Origin of the sequence: Nocardia sp. NPDC006044 (assembly GCF_042871115.1) — a bacterium.
GTDB lineage: Bacteria > Actinomycetota > Actinomycetes > Mycobacteriales > Mycobacteriaceae > Nocardia.
The window spans coordinates 545,368-560,858 of sequence record NZ_JBIAID010000002.1; the positions used below are offsets into that span (position 1 = coordinate 545,368).

Consider the following 15,491-nt stretch of genomic DNA (forward strand, 5'->3'; position numbering starts at 1 on the left):
TGTAAAACGCCACCCACCGTTCGATGGTGCGCCTTTCCTTCCCGCGCGCGATGGCCGCGGGCCCTGGGCGCGGAACAGTGAAGCCATGTTCGTCGCACTCCGAGATCTGCGCGCCGCCCGCGGCCGTTTCCTGCTCATCACCCTGGTCGTCACGCTGGTGGCCCTGCTGGTGAGCTTCCTCAGCGGGCTCACCGCCGGGCTCGCGCACCAGAACATCTCGGCCGTCGAATCGTTCCCCGGCGACACCGTCGTCTTCGCCGACACCGGCGCCGCGCCGTCGTTCGACGCCTCCGCGCTGACCGCCGAGCAGGTCGCCGCCTGGCAGGCCGCGGCGGGCTCGAACGGCACCGTCGACCCGATCGGAATCAGCCACGGCAAGGTCGATCCGCGCGGGCGCGCGTCGGTGCAGGTCGCCTTCTTCGGCACCACCGGAACCGCTTTCGGCAACCGGTCCGCAACCGAGAACGGAAGCGTGGTGCTCAGCACGGGTGCGGCCAAGGATCTGGGCGCGAGCGCAGGCGACTCCGTCACTGTCAATGGCCGCGACTTCACCGTGGCGGCGGTACGCGGGGACGACTGGTACAGCCACACTCCGGTGGTTTGGACGACCCTCGCGGACTGGCAAGCGATGAGCCCGCGCTCCGGTGCCGCCACCGTGCTCGCGGTCTCGGGCGTACCGAATCAGGCAGCGGTGAACGCCACCGCGCACACTCGGACGACCGACCCATCCGGCGCGCTGTCCGCGCTCAGCGCCTACCAGGCCGAGAACGGCTCGCTGACCCTGATGACCGTGCTCCTGTTCGCCATCTCCGCCTTGGTGATCGGCGCGTTCTTCACCGTCTGGACCGTCCAGCGCATGCCGGACATCGCGACCCTCAAAGCTCTGGGCGCCACCTCCGGCTCGCTGGTCCGGGACGCACTCGCGCAGGCCGCGATCGTCCTGGCCGCCGGCGTGGCCGTCGGACTGGGAATCACCGTCACCGCGGCCGCTTTCCTCGGCGACGCACTTCCCTTCGTCCTGAGTCCAGCGACCACCCTGCTCCCCGCCGCGGCCCTCATCGTCCTCGGCCTGCTGGGCGCCGCCTTCGCCCTCCGCTTCCTCTTCACCACCGACCCGCTGACCGCGCTCGGCGCGGGACGCTGACTCGGCATCACCCAAGACTCGTTGACGCACTGGAGCTTTCGACCTATGACCACCGCCCTGACCCTCGATGACGTCACCCTCACCTACCCCGACGGAGCGGGCAGACTCACCGCGCTGGACCACGTCGGTTTGCGCGTCGCGGGTGGCGAGATCGCCGCGATCACCGGTCCGTCCGGCTCGGGCAAATCCAGCCTGCTCGCCGTCGCGTCCACGTTGATCCGCCCCGACTCGGGTCGCATCGATCTCCGAACCCCTACCGGCAGTGTCGATCTCGCCACGGTCGGCCGCCGCGAAGCCGCCGGACTACGCCGCACCTCCATCGGCATCGTCTTCCAGCAACCGAATCTGATTCCCGCCCTCACCGCCGTCGAACAGCTCCAGGTCATGTCCCATCTGGGCCAGCGGCTGCATATCCCGGCTCACCGGCGCCACGAAATACGCACCCGGGCAATGGAACTCCTCGACGCGGTCGGACTGGCCGACCAGCACGCCAAGCGCCCAGCCCAGCTCTCCGGCGGTCAACGGCAACGCGTCAACATCGCCCGCGCCTTGATGAACAACCCTGCCCTGCTCGTCATCGACGAACCCACCAGCGCTTTGGACACCGAGCGCGGCGCCGCCATCATCGACCTGATCCTCACCATCGTCCACGACCACAACGCCGCGACCCTCCTGGTCACCCACGACCGCACCCACCTGCACCGGATGACGGCCGTCCACACCATGACCGATGGCCGCCTGACCCAGAACTCGGACGTTCCAGCACAATTCGTCCCGCGCCCGGCCTGAGCCCGCACAGAATCACCCGAGGTAGCCGAGCAGAGCGTCCTGTTCACGGAAGACCTTGGCGCGCAGGCCGTCCACGAAGGCGGCTACTTCCGGTCGGCGGAGCGTCTCGGCGCGGGCGACCAGCCAGTAGGCGAGCTGGACGGAGACCTCGGCGGGGAGGACGCGGACGAGATCGGCATGCCGGTCGGCCATGAAGCACGGAAGCAGGCCGATACCCGCGGCGGCCCGGGTGGCTTCGACGTGCACGAAAACGTTGGTGGAGGTGACGGATTCGCGCATCGCCGGGGCGAAGCTGGATGCCAAGTCGAGGTCGTCCACCTGGAGCATGGAGTCGATGAAGTAGACCAGCGGGTGCCGGGCCAGGTCTTCGATGGCCGCGGGAGTTCCGTGTTCGCGCAGATAGTCTCGGCTGCCGTAGAGGCCGAGGCAGTAGTCGGAGAGGCGAATGGCCGTGGCGCGGTGAACCTGTGGTTCGCCGACGACCACCTCGAGGTCCAGGCCCGAGCGCTGGGTGGAGGCGCGCCTTGTGGTGGCGACGATTTCGACGGTGATCTTGGGATGCCGGCGCTGGACCTCGGCGGCCGCTGGGGCGGCGAGATAGGCGCTGAAACCGTCGGTGGCCGAAATCCGGACCACGCCTTCCAATACCCGGCTGCCGTCGGCGTCGGCGGCGAGGGACTTGACCGCGGACTCGACGACCTCGGCTGCCGCCAGTGCCTCCTTGCCGAGTTCGGTGAGTTCCCAGCCGCCGGCGGCGCGGGTGAGCACCCGCCCGCCGAGCGTGTGTTCCAGCGCGGCGATCCGCCGCGAGATGGTGGTGTGGTTGATGCCGAGTTCCTCGGCCGCCGACACGAAACGACCCGATCGGCCGACGGCGAGCAGCACCAGCAGGTCGTCCGCGCTCGGCCGGCGAGCAGACCCCGCGGAACCGACATTCATATCTGCATCCTCGCAGATACGTACTGCACATCTAGTCATTGCGGACAAACCGATCTGCACTAATACTTCGTTGCAGCCGAGTTTGTGGGGGCCATCACATCTACACCCTGATGTGACCCCTGGCACGAAGGAGAGTTCGATGAGCGTGCGCAGTGCATTGTGGCCCAGCGACCCGGGCGGGGTGCCGACCGGCCTGAGACGGGTGGTCGCCGCATCGATGGCGGGCACGGTCGTCGAATGGTACGAGTTCTTCCTCTACGGCACCGCCGCCACGCTGGTGTTCAGCAAGGTGTTCTTCGCCAAGGGCACCAGCGATCTGGACGCGATCCTCGCCGCCTTCGTCACCTACGCCGTCGGCTTCGCCGCACGCCCGCTGGGCGGCATCGTGTTCGGGCACTTCGGCGACAAGTACGGCCGCAAGAAGCTGCTGCAATTCAGCCTCATCCTGGTCGGCGCCTCAACGTTCCTGATGGGCTGCCTGCCTACGTTCGGCCAGATCGGTTACTGGGCGCCGGCCCTGCTGGTCGTGCTGCGCTTCATCCAGGGCTTCGCCGTGGGCGGCGAGTGGGGCGGCGCGGTTCTCCTTGTGGCCGAACACAGTCCGAGCCGCAGCCGCGGTTTCTGGGCGAGCTGGCCGCAGGCCGGGGTGCCGATGGGGAACCTGCTGGCGACGGTCGTGCTGCTGGCGCTGACCACCTGGCTGTCGGACGCGGCCTTCCTCAGTTGGGGCTGGCGCGTTGCCTTCTGGCTGTCGGCGGTGGTCGTGCTGGTCGGCTACTACATCCGCACCAAGGTCACCGACGCGCCCATCTTCGTTGCCGCGCAACAGGAATTGGAGCAGATCAAGGCGACCTCGCTGAGCGTCGTCGAGGTGCTCAAGCGCTACCCGCGCGGCGTGCTCACCGCCATGGGCCTGCGGTTCGGCGAGAACATCCTGTACTACCTGGTCGTCACCTTCACCATCACCTACCTCAAGGTGCAGGTGCACGTCGACACCAAGGTCATCCTCTGGTGGCTGCTCGCCGCGCACGCCGTGCATTTCGTGGCCGTCCCGCTGGTCGGGCGGCTGTCCGACCGCTTCGGCCGGCGGCCGATCTATCTGATCGGTGCGGTCACCGCCGGCACCTGGGGCTTCTTCGCCTTCCCCATGATGGACAGCGGGCACAACGCGATCATCCTGTTCGCCATCATCATCGGCCTGGTCTTCCACGCCTTCATGTACGCCGGACAGCCCGCGATCATGGCCGAGATGTTCCCCACCCGCATGCGGTATTCCGGTGTGTCCCTTGGTTATCAGGTCACCTCGATCGTGGCCGGATCGCTGGCGCCGATCATCGCGGTCCGCCTGCTGAACACCTACAAGTCCGCGGTGCCCATCGCCATCTACCTGGCCATCGCCGCGGCCGTCACGGTCGTCGCGGTCTACTTCGCCCGGGAAACGAAAGGTCTTGATTTGGAAACCGTCGACCTCGCCGATGCCGACTACCTGGCCGGCCGGCCCGCCGCGGTGGCCGCCAAATGAGCGACCTCACCGGCCGTTCCGCCCTCATCACCGGCGGCGCCAGCGGAATCGGCGCCGCCTGTGCGCGGGCCCTGGCCGCCCGCGGCGCGCAGGTCACCATCGCCGATATCGACGAGGTCGGCGCGAAGGCGCTGGCCCGCGAGCTCGACGGAAAGTCCTGGGCGGTAGACCTGCTCGAAGCCGACGAACTGGAAACGCTCGAGCTCGAGATCGACATCCTGGTGAACAACGCCGGGGTGCAAAGCATCAGCCCGATCGAGGACTTCGCCCCGTACCAGTTCCGCACCTTGCTCACGCTGATGGTCGAGGCGCCGTTCCTGCTCATCCGCGCGGCCCTGCCGCACATGTACCGGCAGGGCTTCGGCCGGATCATCAATATCTCGTCGGTACACGGACTCCGGGCCTCGGAATTCAAGTCCGCCTACGTGACCGCCAAGCACGGCCTCGAAGGCCTGTCCAAGGTCACCGCGCTGGAGGGCGGCAGGCACGGCGTCACCAGCAATTGCGTCAGCCCGGGCTATGTCCGAACGCCGTTGGTGGACAAGCAGATCGCCGATCAGGCCAAGGCGCACAACATCCCCGAGCAGGAGGTACTGGAGAAGATCCTGCTCACCGAGAGCGCGATCAAGCGCCTGGTCGAGCCGGAAGAGGTGGCCTCGCTGGTGAGCTGGCTCGCCTCGGCGGACGCGGGCATGGTGACCGGCGCCTCCTACACCATGGACGGCGGCTGGAGCGCTCGATGATCGAGCCCTCACCCCAAGGCGGACAACGCCATTCGGCGCAGCACGGGCCTGGCCCGCACGGCCGTCGCGGTGCTCGCACTGTGCGGGGTGGAGTTGATCAGCCCGAAGGCGGCGTGGGCCTGCACCCGCGCCGTCTCCTCGGGTAAGCCGGGATGCAGCTCACGCAGCACCGCGACCCAGATCTCCACATACTGGCGCTGGGTCCGGCGCAACTCCCGGCGAGCGGTGGCGGGCACGTTCTCCAGATCGCGGTCCTGGATCCGGATCAGGTCCGGATCGCCGAGCGCGAAGTCGAGGTGGAAGTCGACCAGACCGTCCAGCGCCTCGGCCGCGCCGGCGGTGCGCGCGACCACCGCCTTACCGCCGTCGAGCAGGCGCTGGCTGACCCCGACGAGCAGTTCGACCAGCAGAGCTTCCTTGTTCGGGAAATGACGGTAGACCGCGGGACCGCTGATGCCGACGGCCGCGCCCAGGTCGTCCAGGCGCATGCCGAGGAAGCCGCGGTCCGCGATGAGCCTGGCCCCGGCGTCGAGGAGTTGCTGCCGGCGCTGCGCCTTCAACTGTTCGCGGCGGGTGGGCGTGGCGGGGTCAGTGCTGGTCACACGCGCTCCTTTCGCCCTACCTGGACATCTCGGTTAACCAAGATTAACCTGGATTCCAGTTATCGGCGACTAACTGGACCGCCCGTCGCCGCTCATCGAGTCGTTCCGCGACGCTGACCCACAAGGATCACGTGATGACAGTTACCGAAGCGGCCGTCGACAACCGAGTCGCCCACAAGGCGCTGGTCGACGACCTGAGCGCCCGGCTGGCCGCCGCCGCGCTCGGCGGGTCCGCGAAGGCGCGGGACCGCCACGTCGCGCGCGGCAAGCTACTACCCCGCCAGCGGGTGGATCAACTGCTCGACCCCGGCAGCCCCTTCCTCGAGCTCTCCCCGCTGGCCGCGACCGGGATGTACGGCGACGAATCCCCCGGCGCCGGGATCATCACCGGCATCGGGCGGGTGTCCGGCCGCGAGTGCGTGATCGTGGCCAACGACGCCACCGTCAAGGGCGGTACCTACTACCCGATGACGGTGAAGAAGCATCTGCGCGCGCAGGAGATCGCGCTGCAGAATCAGCTGCCGTGTCTGTACCTCGTCGACTCCGGCGGCGCCTACCTGCCCGAGCAGGACGAGGTGTTCCCCGATCGCGAGCACTTCGGCCGCATCTTCTACAACCAGGCGAATATGAGCGCCAAGGGAATTCCGCAGATCGCCGCGGTGCTCGGCTCCTGCACCGCGGGCGGCGCGTACGTGCCCGCGATGAGCGACGAGGCGGTGATCGTGCGCAATCAGGGCACGATCTTTCTCGGCGGCCCGCCGCTGGTGAAGGCCGCGACCGGCGAGGTGGTCAGCGCGGAGGACCTCGGCGGCGGCGAACTGCATTCGCGCACTTCGGGTGTCACCGACCATCTGGCCGAGGACGATCAGGACGCGCTGCGCATCGTGCGCCGCATCGTGGCGACCCTCGGCCCGCGCCCGTCGAGCCCGTGGGCGGTACTGCCGCCGGTGGCGCCCGCGGCTCCCGAGTCGGAGCTGTACGACGTGGTGCCGGTAGACCTGCGCACCCCGTACGACGTCCGCGAGGTGATCCACCGCCTGGTCGACGGTGACCCGAACGGGGACAGCGCTTTCCACGAGTTCAAGGCCGAGTACGGCAAGACCCTGGTCACCGGTTTCGCGCACATCCACGGCCACCCGGTCGGCATCGTCGCCAACAACGGCGTGCTGTTCAGCGAATCCGCCATGAAGGGCGCGCATTTCATCGAACTGTGCGACAAGCGCAAGATCCCACTGCTGTTCTTGCAGAACATCACCGGCTTCATGGTCGGGCGCGACTACGAGGCGGGCGGCATCGCCAAGCACGGCGCGAAAATGGTCACCGCGGTGGCCTGCGCGCGGGTGCCGAAGCTGACCGTGGTGATCGGCGGATCCTACGGCGCGGGCAACTATTCGATGTGCGGGCGCGCGTATTCGCCGCGCTTCCTGTGGATGTGGCCGAACGCCCGGATCTCGGTGATGGGCGGCGAGCAGGCAGCCTCCGTCCTGTCGACGGTGCGCGGCGATCAGCTCGACAGCTCCGGGCAGCCCTGGTCGGCCGAGGACGAGGAGGCGTTCAAAGCGCCGATCCGCGACCAGTACGAGAGCCAGGGCAACCCCTACTATTCGACGGCCCGGCTCTGGGACGACGGCGTCATCGACCCGGCAGACACCAGAACCGTCCTCGGACTTGCCCTTTCGGTGTGCGCGCAGGCGCCGCTCGAACCCGTTTCCTACGGCGTATTCCGGATGTGAGCGCGATGCTGAACAAGTCTCATCCTGTCGGGTTCGACACCGTCCTCGTGGCCAACCGCGGCGAGATCGCGGTGCGGGTCATTCGCACGTTGCGTGCCATGGGCATTCGCTCGGTCGCCGTCTACAGCGACGCCGACGCCGGCGCCCGGCACGTGCACGAGGCCGACACGGCCGTGCGGCTCGGCCCGGCCGCAGCGCGCGAAAGTTACCTCGCCATCGACAAAGTCGTGGACGCCGCGGTGCGCACCGGAGCCCAAGCGGTGCACCCCGGATACGGATTCCTCTCCGAGAACGCCGCTTTCGCCGCGGCGCTGGCGGACGCGAACATCGTCTTCCTCGGCCCGCCCGCCCGGGCGATCGAGGTCATGGGCGACAAGATCGCGGCGAAGAACACCGTCGCCGCCTTCAACGTCCCCGTCGTGCCGGGTATCGCGCGGCCCGGCCTGACCGACGCCGACCTGATCGAGGCGGCACGCGAGGTCGGCTACCCGGTGCTGGTCAAGCCCTCCGCCGGCGGTGGCGGCAAGGGCATGCGGCTGGTCGAGGACCCGGAGCAGCTGCCGGAGGCCCTGCTCAGCGCGCGCCGCGAGGCCGCGTCCGCGTTCGGCGACGACACCCTGTTCCTGGAACGCTTCGTCACGCGCCCGCGGCACATCGAGGTGCAGGTGCTCGCCGACCAGTTCGGCAACGTGCTGCACCTCGGCGAACGCGAATGCAGCCTGCAGCGCAGGCACCAGAAGGTGATCGAGGAGGCCCCGTCCCCGCTGCTCGACGCCGCGACGCGGGCCCGGATCGGCGCCGCCGCCTGCAACACCGCGCGCAGCGTCGACTACGTCGGCGCGGGCACGGTCGAGTTCATCGTCTCCGCCGACCGGCCGGACGAGTTCTTCTTCATGGAGATGAACACCCGGCTACAGGTCGAGCACCCGGTCACCGAGCTGGTCACCGGCGTCGACCTGGTGGAATGCCAGGTCCGGGTGGCGGCCGGGCAGAAGCTCGCGGTGGAGCAGGACGAGATCCGGATGATCGGGCACGCCATCGAGGCCAGGGTCTATGCCGAGGATCCCGGCCGCGGGTTCCTGCCCACCGGCGGCACGGTGCTCGATCTCGTGGAACCCGAAGGCGTTGGCATCCGGGTGGATTCGGGGCTGCGCGCCGGCACGGTGGTCGGCAGCGACTACGACCCGATGCTGTCCAAGGTCATCACCCACGGCGCCGACCGGACCGCCGCGATCGCGAAACTCGATCGGGCACTGGGCGATACCGTGCTACTCGGGGTGACCAGCAATATCGAGTTCCTGCGCTTCCTGCTCGCCGACCCGGATGTCGCGGCGGGACACCTGGATACCGGGCTGCTCGACCGCCGGGTCGCCGACTTCCACCCCGCTCCCGTGCACGACGAGCTGTTCCTGGCCGCTGCCGCCTATCGCTGGCTGCGGCGCTGGCCGACGACGCCCAGCGATCCCTGGCAGGTCCCGTCCGGCTGGCGCATCGGCGACGCCGCCCCGACCTCGATCCGGCTGACCGGCGGCGACCGGACCGAGCACGTGTACCTCACCGGCACTCCCGCCGCCGCGACCGCACGCCTCACCGAGGGCGAATCGGCGTCGCTCGCCGCGGCATTCGCCGGCAACCTGCTGACGTTGACCCTCGACGGCATCCGGCGCGAGTACCGGATCGCCGAATACGACGACCAACTGTGGCTCGCCGGACCCACCGGCGTCGCGATGCTGCGCGAGGTCGCCGAGGCGAGCGTGCGCGGCGCCGCCGAACACGTCGGCGACGCCGAAATAAAAAGCCCCATGCCGGGTTCGGTGATCGCGGTGCAGGCCGACACCGGCACGCAGGTGGCCGCGGGCGCGCCGGTGGTCATCGTGGAGGCGATGAAGATGGAGCACTCGCTCACCGCACCCATCGCCGGAACCGTCGAGATACTCGTGACACCCGGCACCCAGGTGCGCCTCGATCAGGTACTGGCCCGCATCATCGCGACGCCCGCCGAAGACTCGAATCCCGCCGAGCGCGAAGGAAACCCAGCATGACCGACTTCCTGTCCACCGGCACCCTGCCGCAGGAGTACCGCGACCTCGCCCTGACCGTGCGCGACTTCGCCCGCACGGTGGTCGCTCCGGTCGCCGCCGAACACGACGCGAAGCACACCTTCCCGTACGAGGTGGTCTCCGGCATGGCCAACATGGGCCTGTTCGGCCTGCCGTTCCCCGAGGAGTACGGCGGCATGGGCGGGGACTACTTCGCCCTGTGCCTGGCCCTGGAGGAGCTCGGCAAGATCGACCAGAGCGTGGCCATCACCCTGGAGGCCGGCGTCTCGCTCGGCGCGATGCCGATCTACCGCTACGGCAACGACAAGCAGAAACAAGAATGGTTGCCGCAGTTGACCAGCGGGCGTTCGCTCGCCGCGTTCGGGCTCACCGAACCCGGCGCGGGCAGCGACGCGGGCGGGACCAAGACCACCGCGATCGCCGACAGCGGCGACTGGGTGATCAACGGCAGCAAGCAGTTCATCACCAACTCCGGCACCGACATCACCACCCTGGTGACGGTGACCGCGGTGACCGGCCAGGCGGGCGGCAAGAAGGAGATCTCCACCATCCTGGTGCCCACCGACACCCCCGGTTTCGTCGCCGAACCCGCCTACAACAAGGTCGGCTGGAACGCCTCGGACACCCATCCGCTCAGCTTCACCGACGTCCGGGTGCCCGAGGAGAACCTGCTCGGCGAGCGCGGCCGCGGCTACGCCAACTTCCTGCGCATCCTGGACGAGGGCCGGATCGCCATCGCGGCGCTCGCGGTCGGCGCGGCGCAGGGCTGTGTCGACGAGAGCGTGCGCTACGCCAAGGAGCGCGAGGCGTTCGGTCAGGTCATCGGCCGCAATCAGGCCATCGCGTTCAAGATCGGCCGGATGGAGGCGCGGGCGCACACGGCCCGCACCGCCTACTATGACGCCGCAGCGCTGATGCTGGCCGGCAAGCCGTTCAAGAAGCAGGCGTCCATCGCCAAGCTGGTGGCCAGCGAGGCGGCCATGGACAACTCCCGCGACGCCACCCAGATCTTCGGCGGCTACGGGTTCATGAACGAATACCCGGTGGCCCGGCACTACCGGGACAGCAAGATCCTCGAAATCGGCGAGGGCACAACGGAGGTGCAGCTGATGCTGATCGGACGGGAGCTCGGGCTATGACCGAAACCAACAGCTTGCGCCGAGTCGTGCAGACCGGCATGTGGTTCGAGGAACTCGAGACCGGCGTGCTGTACGAGCACCGGCCGGGCCGCACCATGACCGAGACCGACAACGTGCTGTTCAGCACGCTGACCATGAATCCGCAGGGGCTGCACATCGATGCGGCCTACAGCGAGGCCCAGGAGCCGTTCCACCAGCGCCTGGTCAATTCGCTGTTCACCCTCGGCACCATGGTCGGCCTCGCGGTGGCGCACCTGACCCAGGGCACCACCGTCGCCAATCTCGGCTTCACCGAGGTGAAGTTCCCGGCGCCGCTGTTCCACGGGGACACCGTGTACGCCGAAACCGAGGTGCTGGACAAGCGGGTGTCCAAGAGCAGGCCGGGCGAGGGCATCGTCACCTTCCGGCACACCGCGCGCAACCAGCACGGCGCCGTCGTCGCGGTCGCGGTGCGCAACGCGATGATCCGCCTGCGGCCCGAGTCCGGCCAGTCATGACCTGGACGATGCCGGGGCCCGCGTGGTTGTTCTGCCCGGCGGATCGGCCGGAGCGTTACGAAAAGGCCGCCGCCGCCGCGGATGTGGTGATCCTCGACCTCGAGGACGGGGTCGCCGCCGGGGACAAGGCCGGCGCGCGCAAGGCGCTCGTCGAGACGCCGCTGGATCCCGAGACCACGTTCGTCCGGGTCAACGCGGCCGGAACCGATGAGCACGCCCTCGATCTGGCCGCGCTGGCCGAGACCCACTATCGGCGCGTCATGCTGCCGAAATGTGAATCGGCCGAACAGATCACGACGCTGGCCGGGTACCAGGTGCTGGCGTTGATCGAATCCCCGCTCGGCGCGGTGACGGTCGGCGACTCGATGACCGCGGACAACGCGATCGGCGTGATGTGGGGTGCCGAAGACCTGGTCGCCGGGCTCGGCGGCCAGTCGAGCAGGCACGCCGACGGCGGCTATCGCGATGTGGCACGCCATGTTCGGTCCACCTCGCTGCTCGCGGCCAAGGCGTACGGGAAGTTCGCGCTCGACTCGGTGTACCTCGACATCCGCGATCTCGACGGCCTGCGGGCCGAGTCGCTGGACGCGGTCGCCGTTGGGTTCGACGGCAAGGTGGCCATCCATCCCGGTCAGGTGCCGGTGATCCGCGCGGCCTACGCGCCGTCGGAAACCGACATCGATTGGGCCCGAAGGGTACTCGGCGAAGTGCCCAAGCATCGCGGCGTGTTCGCCTTCGAGGGCCGCATGGTCGACGCCCCCGTCCTGCGACATGCCGAGCAGATCGTGCGGCGCGCCGAGCGCGCCTGACCACCAGTTCGAACAGCCAGGAGGAACGCGGTGCAACCACAGTGGGTGCCGACCGAGCAGGATATCGCCGACGCCAGGATCACCGACTTCGCGAAGTTCGTCGAGTCCCGCACCGGCGTCGTCGCGCCGGACTACTACACGCTGTGGCAGTGGTCCGTCGACGAGCCCGCCGAATTCTGGCACGCGGTATGGGACTACTTCGAGCTCGGCGAGATCGCGGGCGAGGTGCTGGCGAGCGCCGAAATGCCGGGCGCGCAATGGTTCCCGGGCACCAGGCTGAACTATGTCGATCAGCTCATCCGGCAGTTCCGCAGCGACCGGCCCGCGATCATCGGGGTCACCGAGGACGCGCCGCCGCGCGAAGTGTCCTGGGCCGAATTGATCGACGACACCGCGGCCCTGGCCCGCACCCTGCGTGACATGGGCGTGCGGCCGGGCGACCGGATCGCGGGTTATCTGCCCAACATCCCGGAGACCGTCGTCGCGTTGCTCGCGACCGCCAGCATCGGCGCGGTCTGGAGCGCCTGCGGCCAGGACTACTCGGCCAAGGCCGCCCTGGACCGGCTCGGCCAGCTGGAGCCCACCGTGCTGATCACCGTGGACGGCTATCGCTTCGGCGGCAAAGCGCACGACAAGCGCGAGGACATCGCCGCGCTGCAAGCCGGCCTCGGCACCCTGCGCGGCACGATCGCCGTCTCCCGGCTCGGGCTCGAGGTCGCGGACGCGACCGCGTGGACCGACGCGATCGCCTACGACGAGGCAGCGCCCGCCGTGATCACCACGGAGCCGGTCGATTTCGATCATCCGCTGTGGATCGTGTTCTCCTCGGGCACCACCGGGCTGCCCAAGGGCATCGTGCACGGCCACGGCGGCGTGCTGGTCGAGCACCTCAAAGCCGTTGCGCTGCAATCGGACATCGGCCCCGCCGACACCTTCTTCTGGTACACCAGCCCCAGCTGGATGATGTGGAACTTCCAGGTCTCCGGCCTGCTGACCGGCGCGACCATCGTCTGTTACGACGGCAGCCCCACCTACCCGGCGCCGGACGCGTTGTGGCGCATCGCCGCCGAGACCGGGACCACCGTGCTGGGTACCAGTCCCGGCTACGTGCTCGCCTGTATGAAGGCGGGCGCCGTGCCGCGCAGCGAGCACGACCTGTCCGCGCTGCGCACGGTCGGCATCACTGGCGCGTCGCTACCCACCTCGTCGGCCCTCTGGCTGGGCGCGAACACCGGTGACCACGTCCAGGTCAACTCGCTCAGCGGCGGGACCGACGTGGTCTCGGCCTTCATGGGCGGCGCCCGCACCGTCCCGGCGTGGCCGGGCGAGCTGTCGGTGCGCTTCCTCGGCGCCGCGCTGGAGTCCTTCGACGGCTCCGGGCAACCGGTCCGGGACGAGGTCGGCGAGCTGGTGATCACCAAGCCGATGCCGTCCATGCCGGTGCGCTTCTGGCACGACGCCGACGGAAAGCGTTATCACGACGCCTATTTCGACATGTACCCCGGCGTGTGGCGGCACGGTGACTGGATCACCATCACCGACCGCGACTCCATCGTCGTGCACGGCCGCTCGGACTCGACGCTCAACCGGCACGGCATCCGCATGGGCAGCGCCGACATCTACCAGTCCGTCGAACGTCTCCCCGAGATCGCCGAGGCCCTGGTGATCGGCGCCGAACAGCCGGACGGCGGGTACTGGATGCCGCTGTTCGTCGTGCTCGCGCCCGGCGCCGAACTCACCGACGAGCTGAAGACCCGGATCAACAGCACCATCCGCACCGAGGTCTCCCCGCGCCACGTCCCGGACGAGATCCTGCTCGCCCCCGGCATCCCGCACACCCGCACCGGCAAGAAGCTCGAGGTGCCGATCAAGAAGCTGTTCCAGGGCGCCGACGCCGCCCGGGTGGTCGAACGCAGCGCGGTCGACAACCCGGACCTGCTCGACTGGTACGCCACGCAACGCCCCAACGGCGGCGGCGCGTAGGCCGGGCCGAGCGGGTCTCGTCGAGTACGGTTGCTATGCCGCGTTGTAGACCGTGCGGCATAGATCTCCTAGCGTGGTATGAAACAGGTTCGTCTCATACTCAACGAAGGTGGCACCGTGGCCGCACATGATGTCCGGGAGAGTGACGAGACCACCGCGTATCCGCCGGGGTCGCGGTTGCCCGCCTTCGTGCAGAGCATCCTTTTCCAGCTCGATCGCCAGCGCTTCGTGCCCGCCGTAGCGCGCCGGTACGGCGACGTCTTCACGCTGCGCATCCCGCCGGTCGCCGACCGTGCCGTGGTGTTCTCCCGCCCGGAGCACATCAAGGAGATCTTCGCGGGCAACCCGCGCGACCTGCACGCGGGCGAGGGCAACCAGATCCTCGGCGTCGTCATGGGCCCGCATTCGCTGCTGCTCACCGACGAGGACGAGCACGCGCGCGCCCGGCGACTGCTGATGCCCGCCTTCAACGGCTCCGCGCTGCGCGACTACCGCGACCTGGTCGCCGACATCGCTGTCGCCGAAATCGACCGCTGGACACCGGGTTCCACGCTGACCACGCTCGACCGGATGAACGCGCTCACCCTCGAGGTGATCATCCAGGTGGTGTTCGGGGTGTCCGACGAGCGCACCCGCGCCGAGCTCGCGCCGCGGCTGCGGCGAATCGTCCAGCTCAACCCCTTGATCTTCGTCGGGATCAAGTCACCCATGCTCCGCCGCATCGGGCCGTGGAAGCGGTTCGCGGAGAACATGAGCGCGGTCGACGCCCTGCTCTACGCCGAGATCGCCGCTCGGCGGCACGCGCCGGACCTGGCCGACCGCACCGACGTGCTGTCCCGGCTGCTGCACGCGGGCACCGGCGACGACCACGACCCGCCGCTCACCGACGCCGAGCTGCGCGACCAGCTCATCACGCTGCTGCTCGCCGGACACGAGACGACCGCGTCCGCGCTGTCCTGGGCGCTGTACGAGATCGCGACGCATCCCGACATTCAGGAGGCCGCCGTCACCGCCGCGCGCACCGGCGACGACAAGTACCTCGAGGCGGTGATGAAGGAGGCGATGCGGCTGCACGTCATCATCAACGGCACCAACCGAAAACTGACCAGGGACATGACCGTCGGCGGTCGCCGACTGCCCGCGGGCACGGTGGTGAACACCTCGATTCTGCTCGCGCACCGCAGCCCCGAAAACTACCCCGACCTCGCGGTCTTCCGGCCGGACCGCTTTCTCTCCGGCGAGGTGGCCCCGAATACCTGGCTGCCCTTCGGCGGTGGGGTCCGGCGCTGCATCGGCGCGGGCTTCTCCCTCATGGAGGGCACCACGGTGCTGCGGGAAATCCTTGTGCGCCATTCCCTTTCGCGACCCGAGGGCGCGGAGCCGGAACGCGGGAGGACCCGCAACATCACCACGGTCCCCGAGCGCAAGGCGCGCCTGGTGATCACGCCGCGCGACTGATCGCGACACCGGATCCGATCCGGCCTGCTGTGGCGGCCCTCACCTGCGCCGGCCCACGCCTACGGGTCCGGTC

Annotated in this window: 13 protein-coding genes; 11 read left to right on the top strand and 2 right to left on the bottom strand. The window is 68.9% G+C overall.

From position 1 onward, the window contains the following. Window positions 1-85 precede the first annotated feature (85 nt). Entirely contained in the window at window positions 86-1,144 is a 1,059-nt protein-coding gene (locus ACFYO1_RS20045; RefSeq protein ID WP_387232906.1) for an ABC transporter permease, read from the top strand. A gap of 45 nt (window positions 1,145-1,189) precedes the next feature. Next, window positions 1,190-1,933 (top strand): ABC transporter ATP-binding protein, encoded by a 744-nt coding sequence (locus ACFYO1_RS20050; protein ID WP_387232908.1) that lies wholly within the window; start codon window positions 1,190-1,192, stop codon window positions 1,931-1,933. 12 nt (window positions 1,934-1,945) lie between these two features. Here the strand turns inward: ACFYO1_RS20050 and ACFYO1_RS20055 are convergent, their stop codons facing one another. After that, window positions 1,946-2,911 (bottom strand): LysR family transcriptional regulator, encoded by a 966-nt coding sequence (locus ACFYO1_RS20055; RefSeq protein WP_387232911.1) that lies wholly within the window; start codon window positions 2,909-2,911, stop codon window positions 1,946-1,948. Window positions 2,912-3,011: 100 nt separating this feature from the next. Between ACFYO1_RS20055 and ACFYO1_RS20060 the strand changes: the two genes are divergently transcribed. Both ACFYO1_RS20060 and ACFYO1_RS20065 read left to right on the top strand, forming a co-directional pair. Continuing rightward, on the top strand, window positions 3,012-4,394 hold the full coding sequence (locus ACFYO1_RS20060) for an MFS transporter (RefSeq protein ID WP_387232913.1): 1,383 nt from the start codon (window positions 3,012-3,014) through the stop codon (window positions 4,392-4,394). Continuing rightward, the gene (locus tag ACFYO1_RS20065; protein ID WP_387232916.1) at window positions 4,391-5,137 is read left to right on the top strand and encodes a 3-hydroxybutyrate dehydrogenase; all 747 of its coding nucleotides are present in this window, start codon (window positions 4,391-4,393) and stop codon (window positions 5,135-5,137) included. Before ACFYO1_RS20060 ends, ACFYO1_RS20065 begins: the two co-directional genes overlap by 4 nt. Window positions 5,138-5,145: 8 nt before the next feature. Here the strand turns inward: ACFYO1_RS20065 and ACFYO1_RS20070 are convergent, their stop codons facing one another. Beyond that, entirely contained in the window at window positions 5,146-5,739 is a 594-nt protein-coding gene (locus ACFYO1_RS20070; protein WP_387232918.1) for a TetR/AcrR family transcriptional regulator, read from the bottom strand. Between the two features lie 134 nt (window positions 5,740-5,873). Here ACFYO1_RS20070 and ACFYO1_RS20075 point away from each other — a divergent pair, with 134 nt between their 5' ends. From ACFYO1_RS20075 to ACFYO1_RS20105, 7 genes are all read left to right on the top strand, one after another. Then, a complete protein-coding gene (locus ACFYO1_RS20075; protein ID WP_387232921.1) occupies window positions 5,874-7,472 on the top strand; it encodes a carboxyl transferase domain-containing protein in 1,599 nt (532 codons plus the stop codon). 5 nt (window positions 7,473-7,477) lie between these two features. After that, window positions 7,478-9,514: an acetyl/propionyl/methylcrotonyl-CoA carboxylase subunit alpha gene (locus ACFYO1_RS20080; protein ID WP_387232924.1), complete on the top strand. Its 2,037-nt coding sequence runs from the start codon at window positions 7,478-7,480 to the stop codon at window positions 9,512-9,514. Continuing rightward, entirely contained in the window at window positions 9,511-10,671 is a 1,161-nt protein-coding gene (locus tag ACFYO1_RS20085; RefSeq protein WP_387232927.1) for an acyl-CoA dehydrogenase family protein, read from the top strand. Before ACFYO1_RS20080 ends, ACFYO1_RS20085 begins: the two co-directional genes overlap by 4 nt. After that, window positions 10,668-11,168 carry a MaoC family dehydratase gene (locus ACFYO1_RS20090; RefSeq protein ID WP_387232930.1) on the top strand — a complete coding sequence of 167 codons (501 nt, stop codon included), beginning with the start codon at window positions 10,668-10,670 and terminating at the stop codon, window positions 11,166-11,168. The genes ACFYO1_RS20085 and ACFYO1_RS20090 overlap by 4 nt, the downstream gene beginning before the upstream one ends. After that, window positions 11,165-11,977 carry an HpcH/HpaI aldolase/citrate lyase family protein gene (locus ACFYO1_RS20095; protein ID WP_387232933.1) on the top strand — a complete coding sequence of 271 codons (813 nt, stop codon included), beginning with the start codon at window positions 11,165-11,167 and terminating at the stop codon, window positions 11,975-11,977. The genes ACFYO1_RS20090 and ACFYO1_RS20095 overlap by 4 nt, the downstream gene beginning before the upstream one ends. A 30-nt stretch (window positions 11,978-12,007) precedes the next feature. Then, window positions 12,008-13,960, top strand: coding sequence for an acetoacetate--CoA ligase (locus ACFYO1_RS20100; protein WP_387232935.1), 1,953 nt, complete (start codon window positions 12,008-12,010; stop codon window positions 13,958-13,960). Between the two features lie 117 nt (window positions 13,961-14,077). Further along, entirely contained in the window at window positions 14,078-15,418 is a 1,341-nt protein-coding gene (locus tag ACFYO1_RS20105) for a cytochrome P450 (RefSeq protein ID WP_387232938.1), read from the top strand. The last annotated feature ends 73 nt before the right edge of the window (window positions 15,419-15,491 follow it).

Bases quoted from the DNA above. Each gene is read 5' to 3' on its own strand.
- ACFYO1_RS20045 (WP_387232906.1), top strand. From the start codon at position 86: ATGTTCGTCGCACTCCGAGATCTGCGCGCCGCCCGCGGCCGTTTCCTG.
- ACFYO1_RS20050 (WP_387232908.1), top strand. From the start codon at position 1,190: ATGACCACCGCCCTGACCCTCGATGACGTCACCCTCACCTACCCCGAC.
- ACFYO1_RS20055 (WP_387232911.1), bottom strand. From the start codon at position 2,911: ATGACTAGATGTGCAGTACGTATCTGCGAGGATGCAGATATGAATGTC.
- ACFYO1_RS20060 (WP_387232913.1), top strand. From the start codon at position 3,012: ATGAGCGTGCGCAGTGCATTGTGGCCCAGCGACCCGGGCGGGGTGCCG.
- ACFYO1_RS20065 (WP_387232916.1), top strand. From the start codon at position 4,391: ATGAGCGACCTCACCGGCCGTTCCGCCCTCATCACCGGCGGCGCCAGC.
- ACFYO1_RS20075 (WP_387232921.1), top strand. From the start codon at position 5,874: ATGACAGTTACCGAAGCGGCCGTCGACAACCGAGTCGCCCACAAGGCG.
- ACFYO1_RS20080 (WP_387232924.1), top strand. From the start codon at position 7,478: ATGCTGAACAAGTCTCATCCTGTCGGGTTCGACACCGTCCTCGTGGCC.
- ACFYO1_RS20085 (WP_387232927.1), top strand. From the start codon at position 9,511: ATGACCGACTTCCTGTCCACCGGCACCCTGCCGCAGGAGTACCGCGAC.
- ACFYO1_RS20090 (WP_387232930.1), top strand. From the start codon at position 10,668: ATGACCGAAACCAACAGCTTGCGCCGAGTCGTGCAGACCGGCATGTGG.
- ACFYO1_RS20095 (WP_387232933.1), top strand. From the start codon at position 11,165: ATGACCTGGACGATGCCGGGGCCCGCGTGGTTGTTCTGCCCGGCGGAT.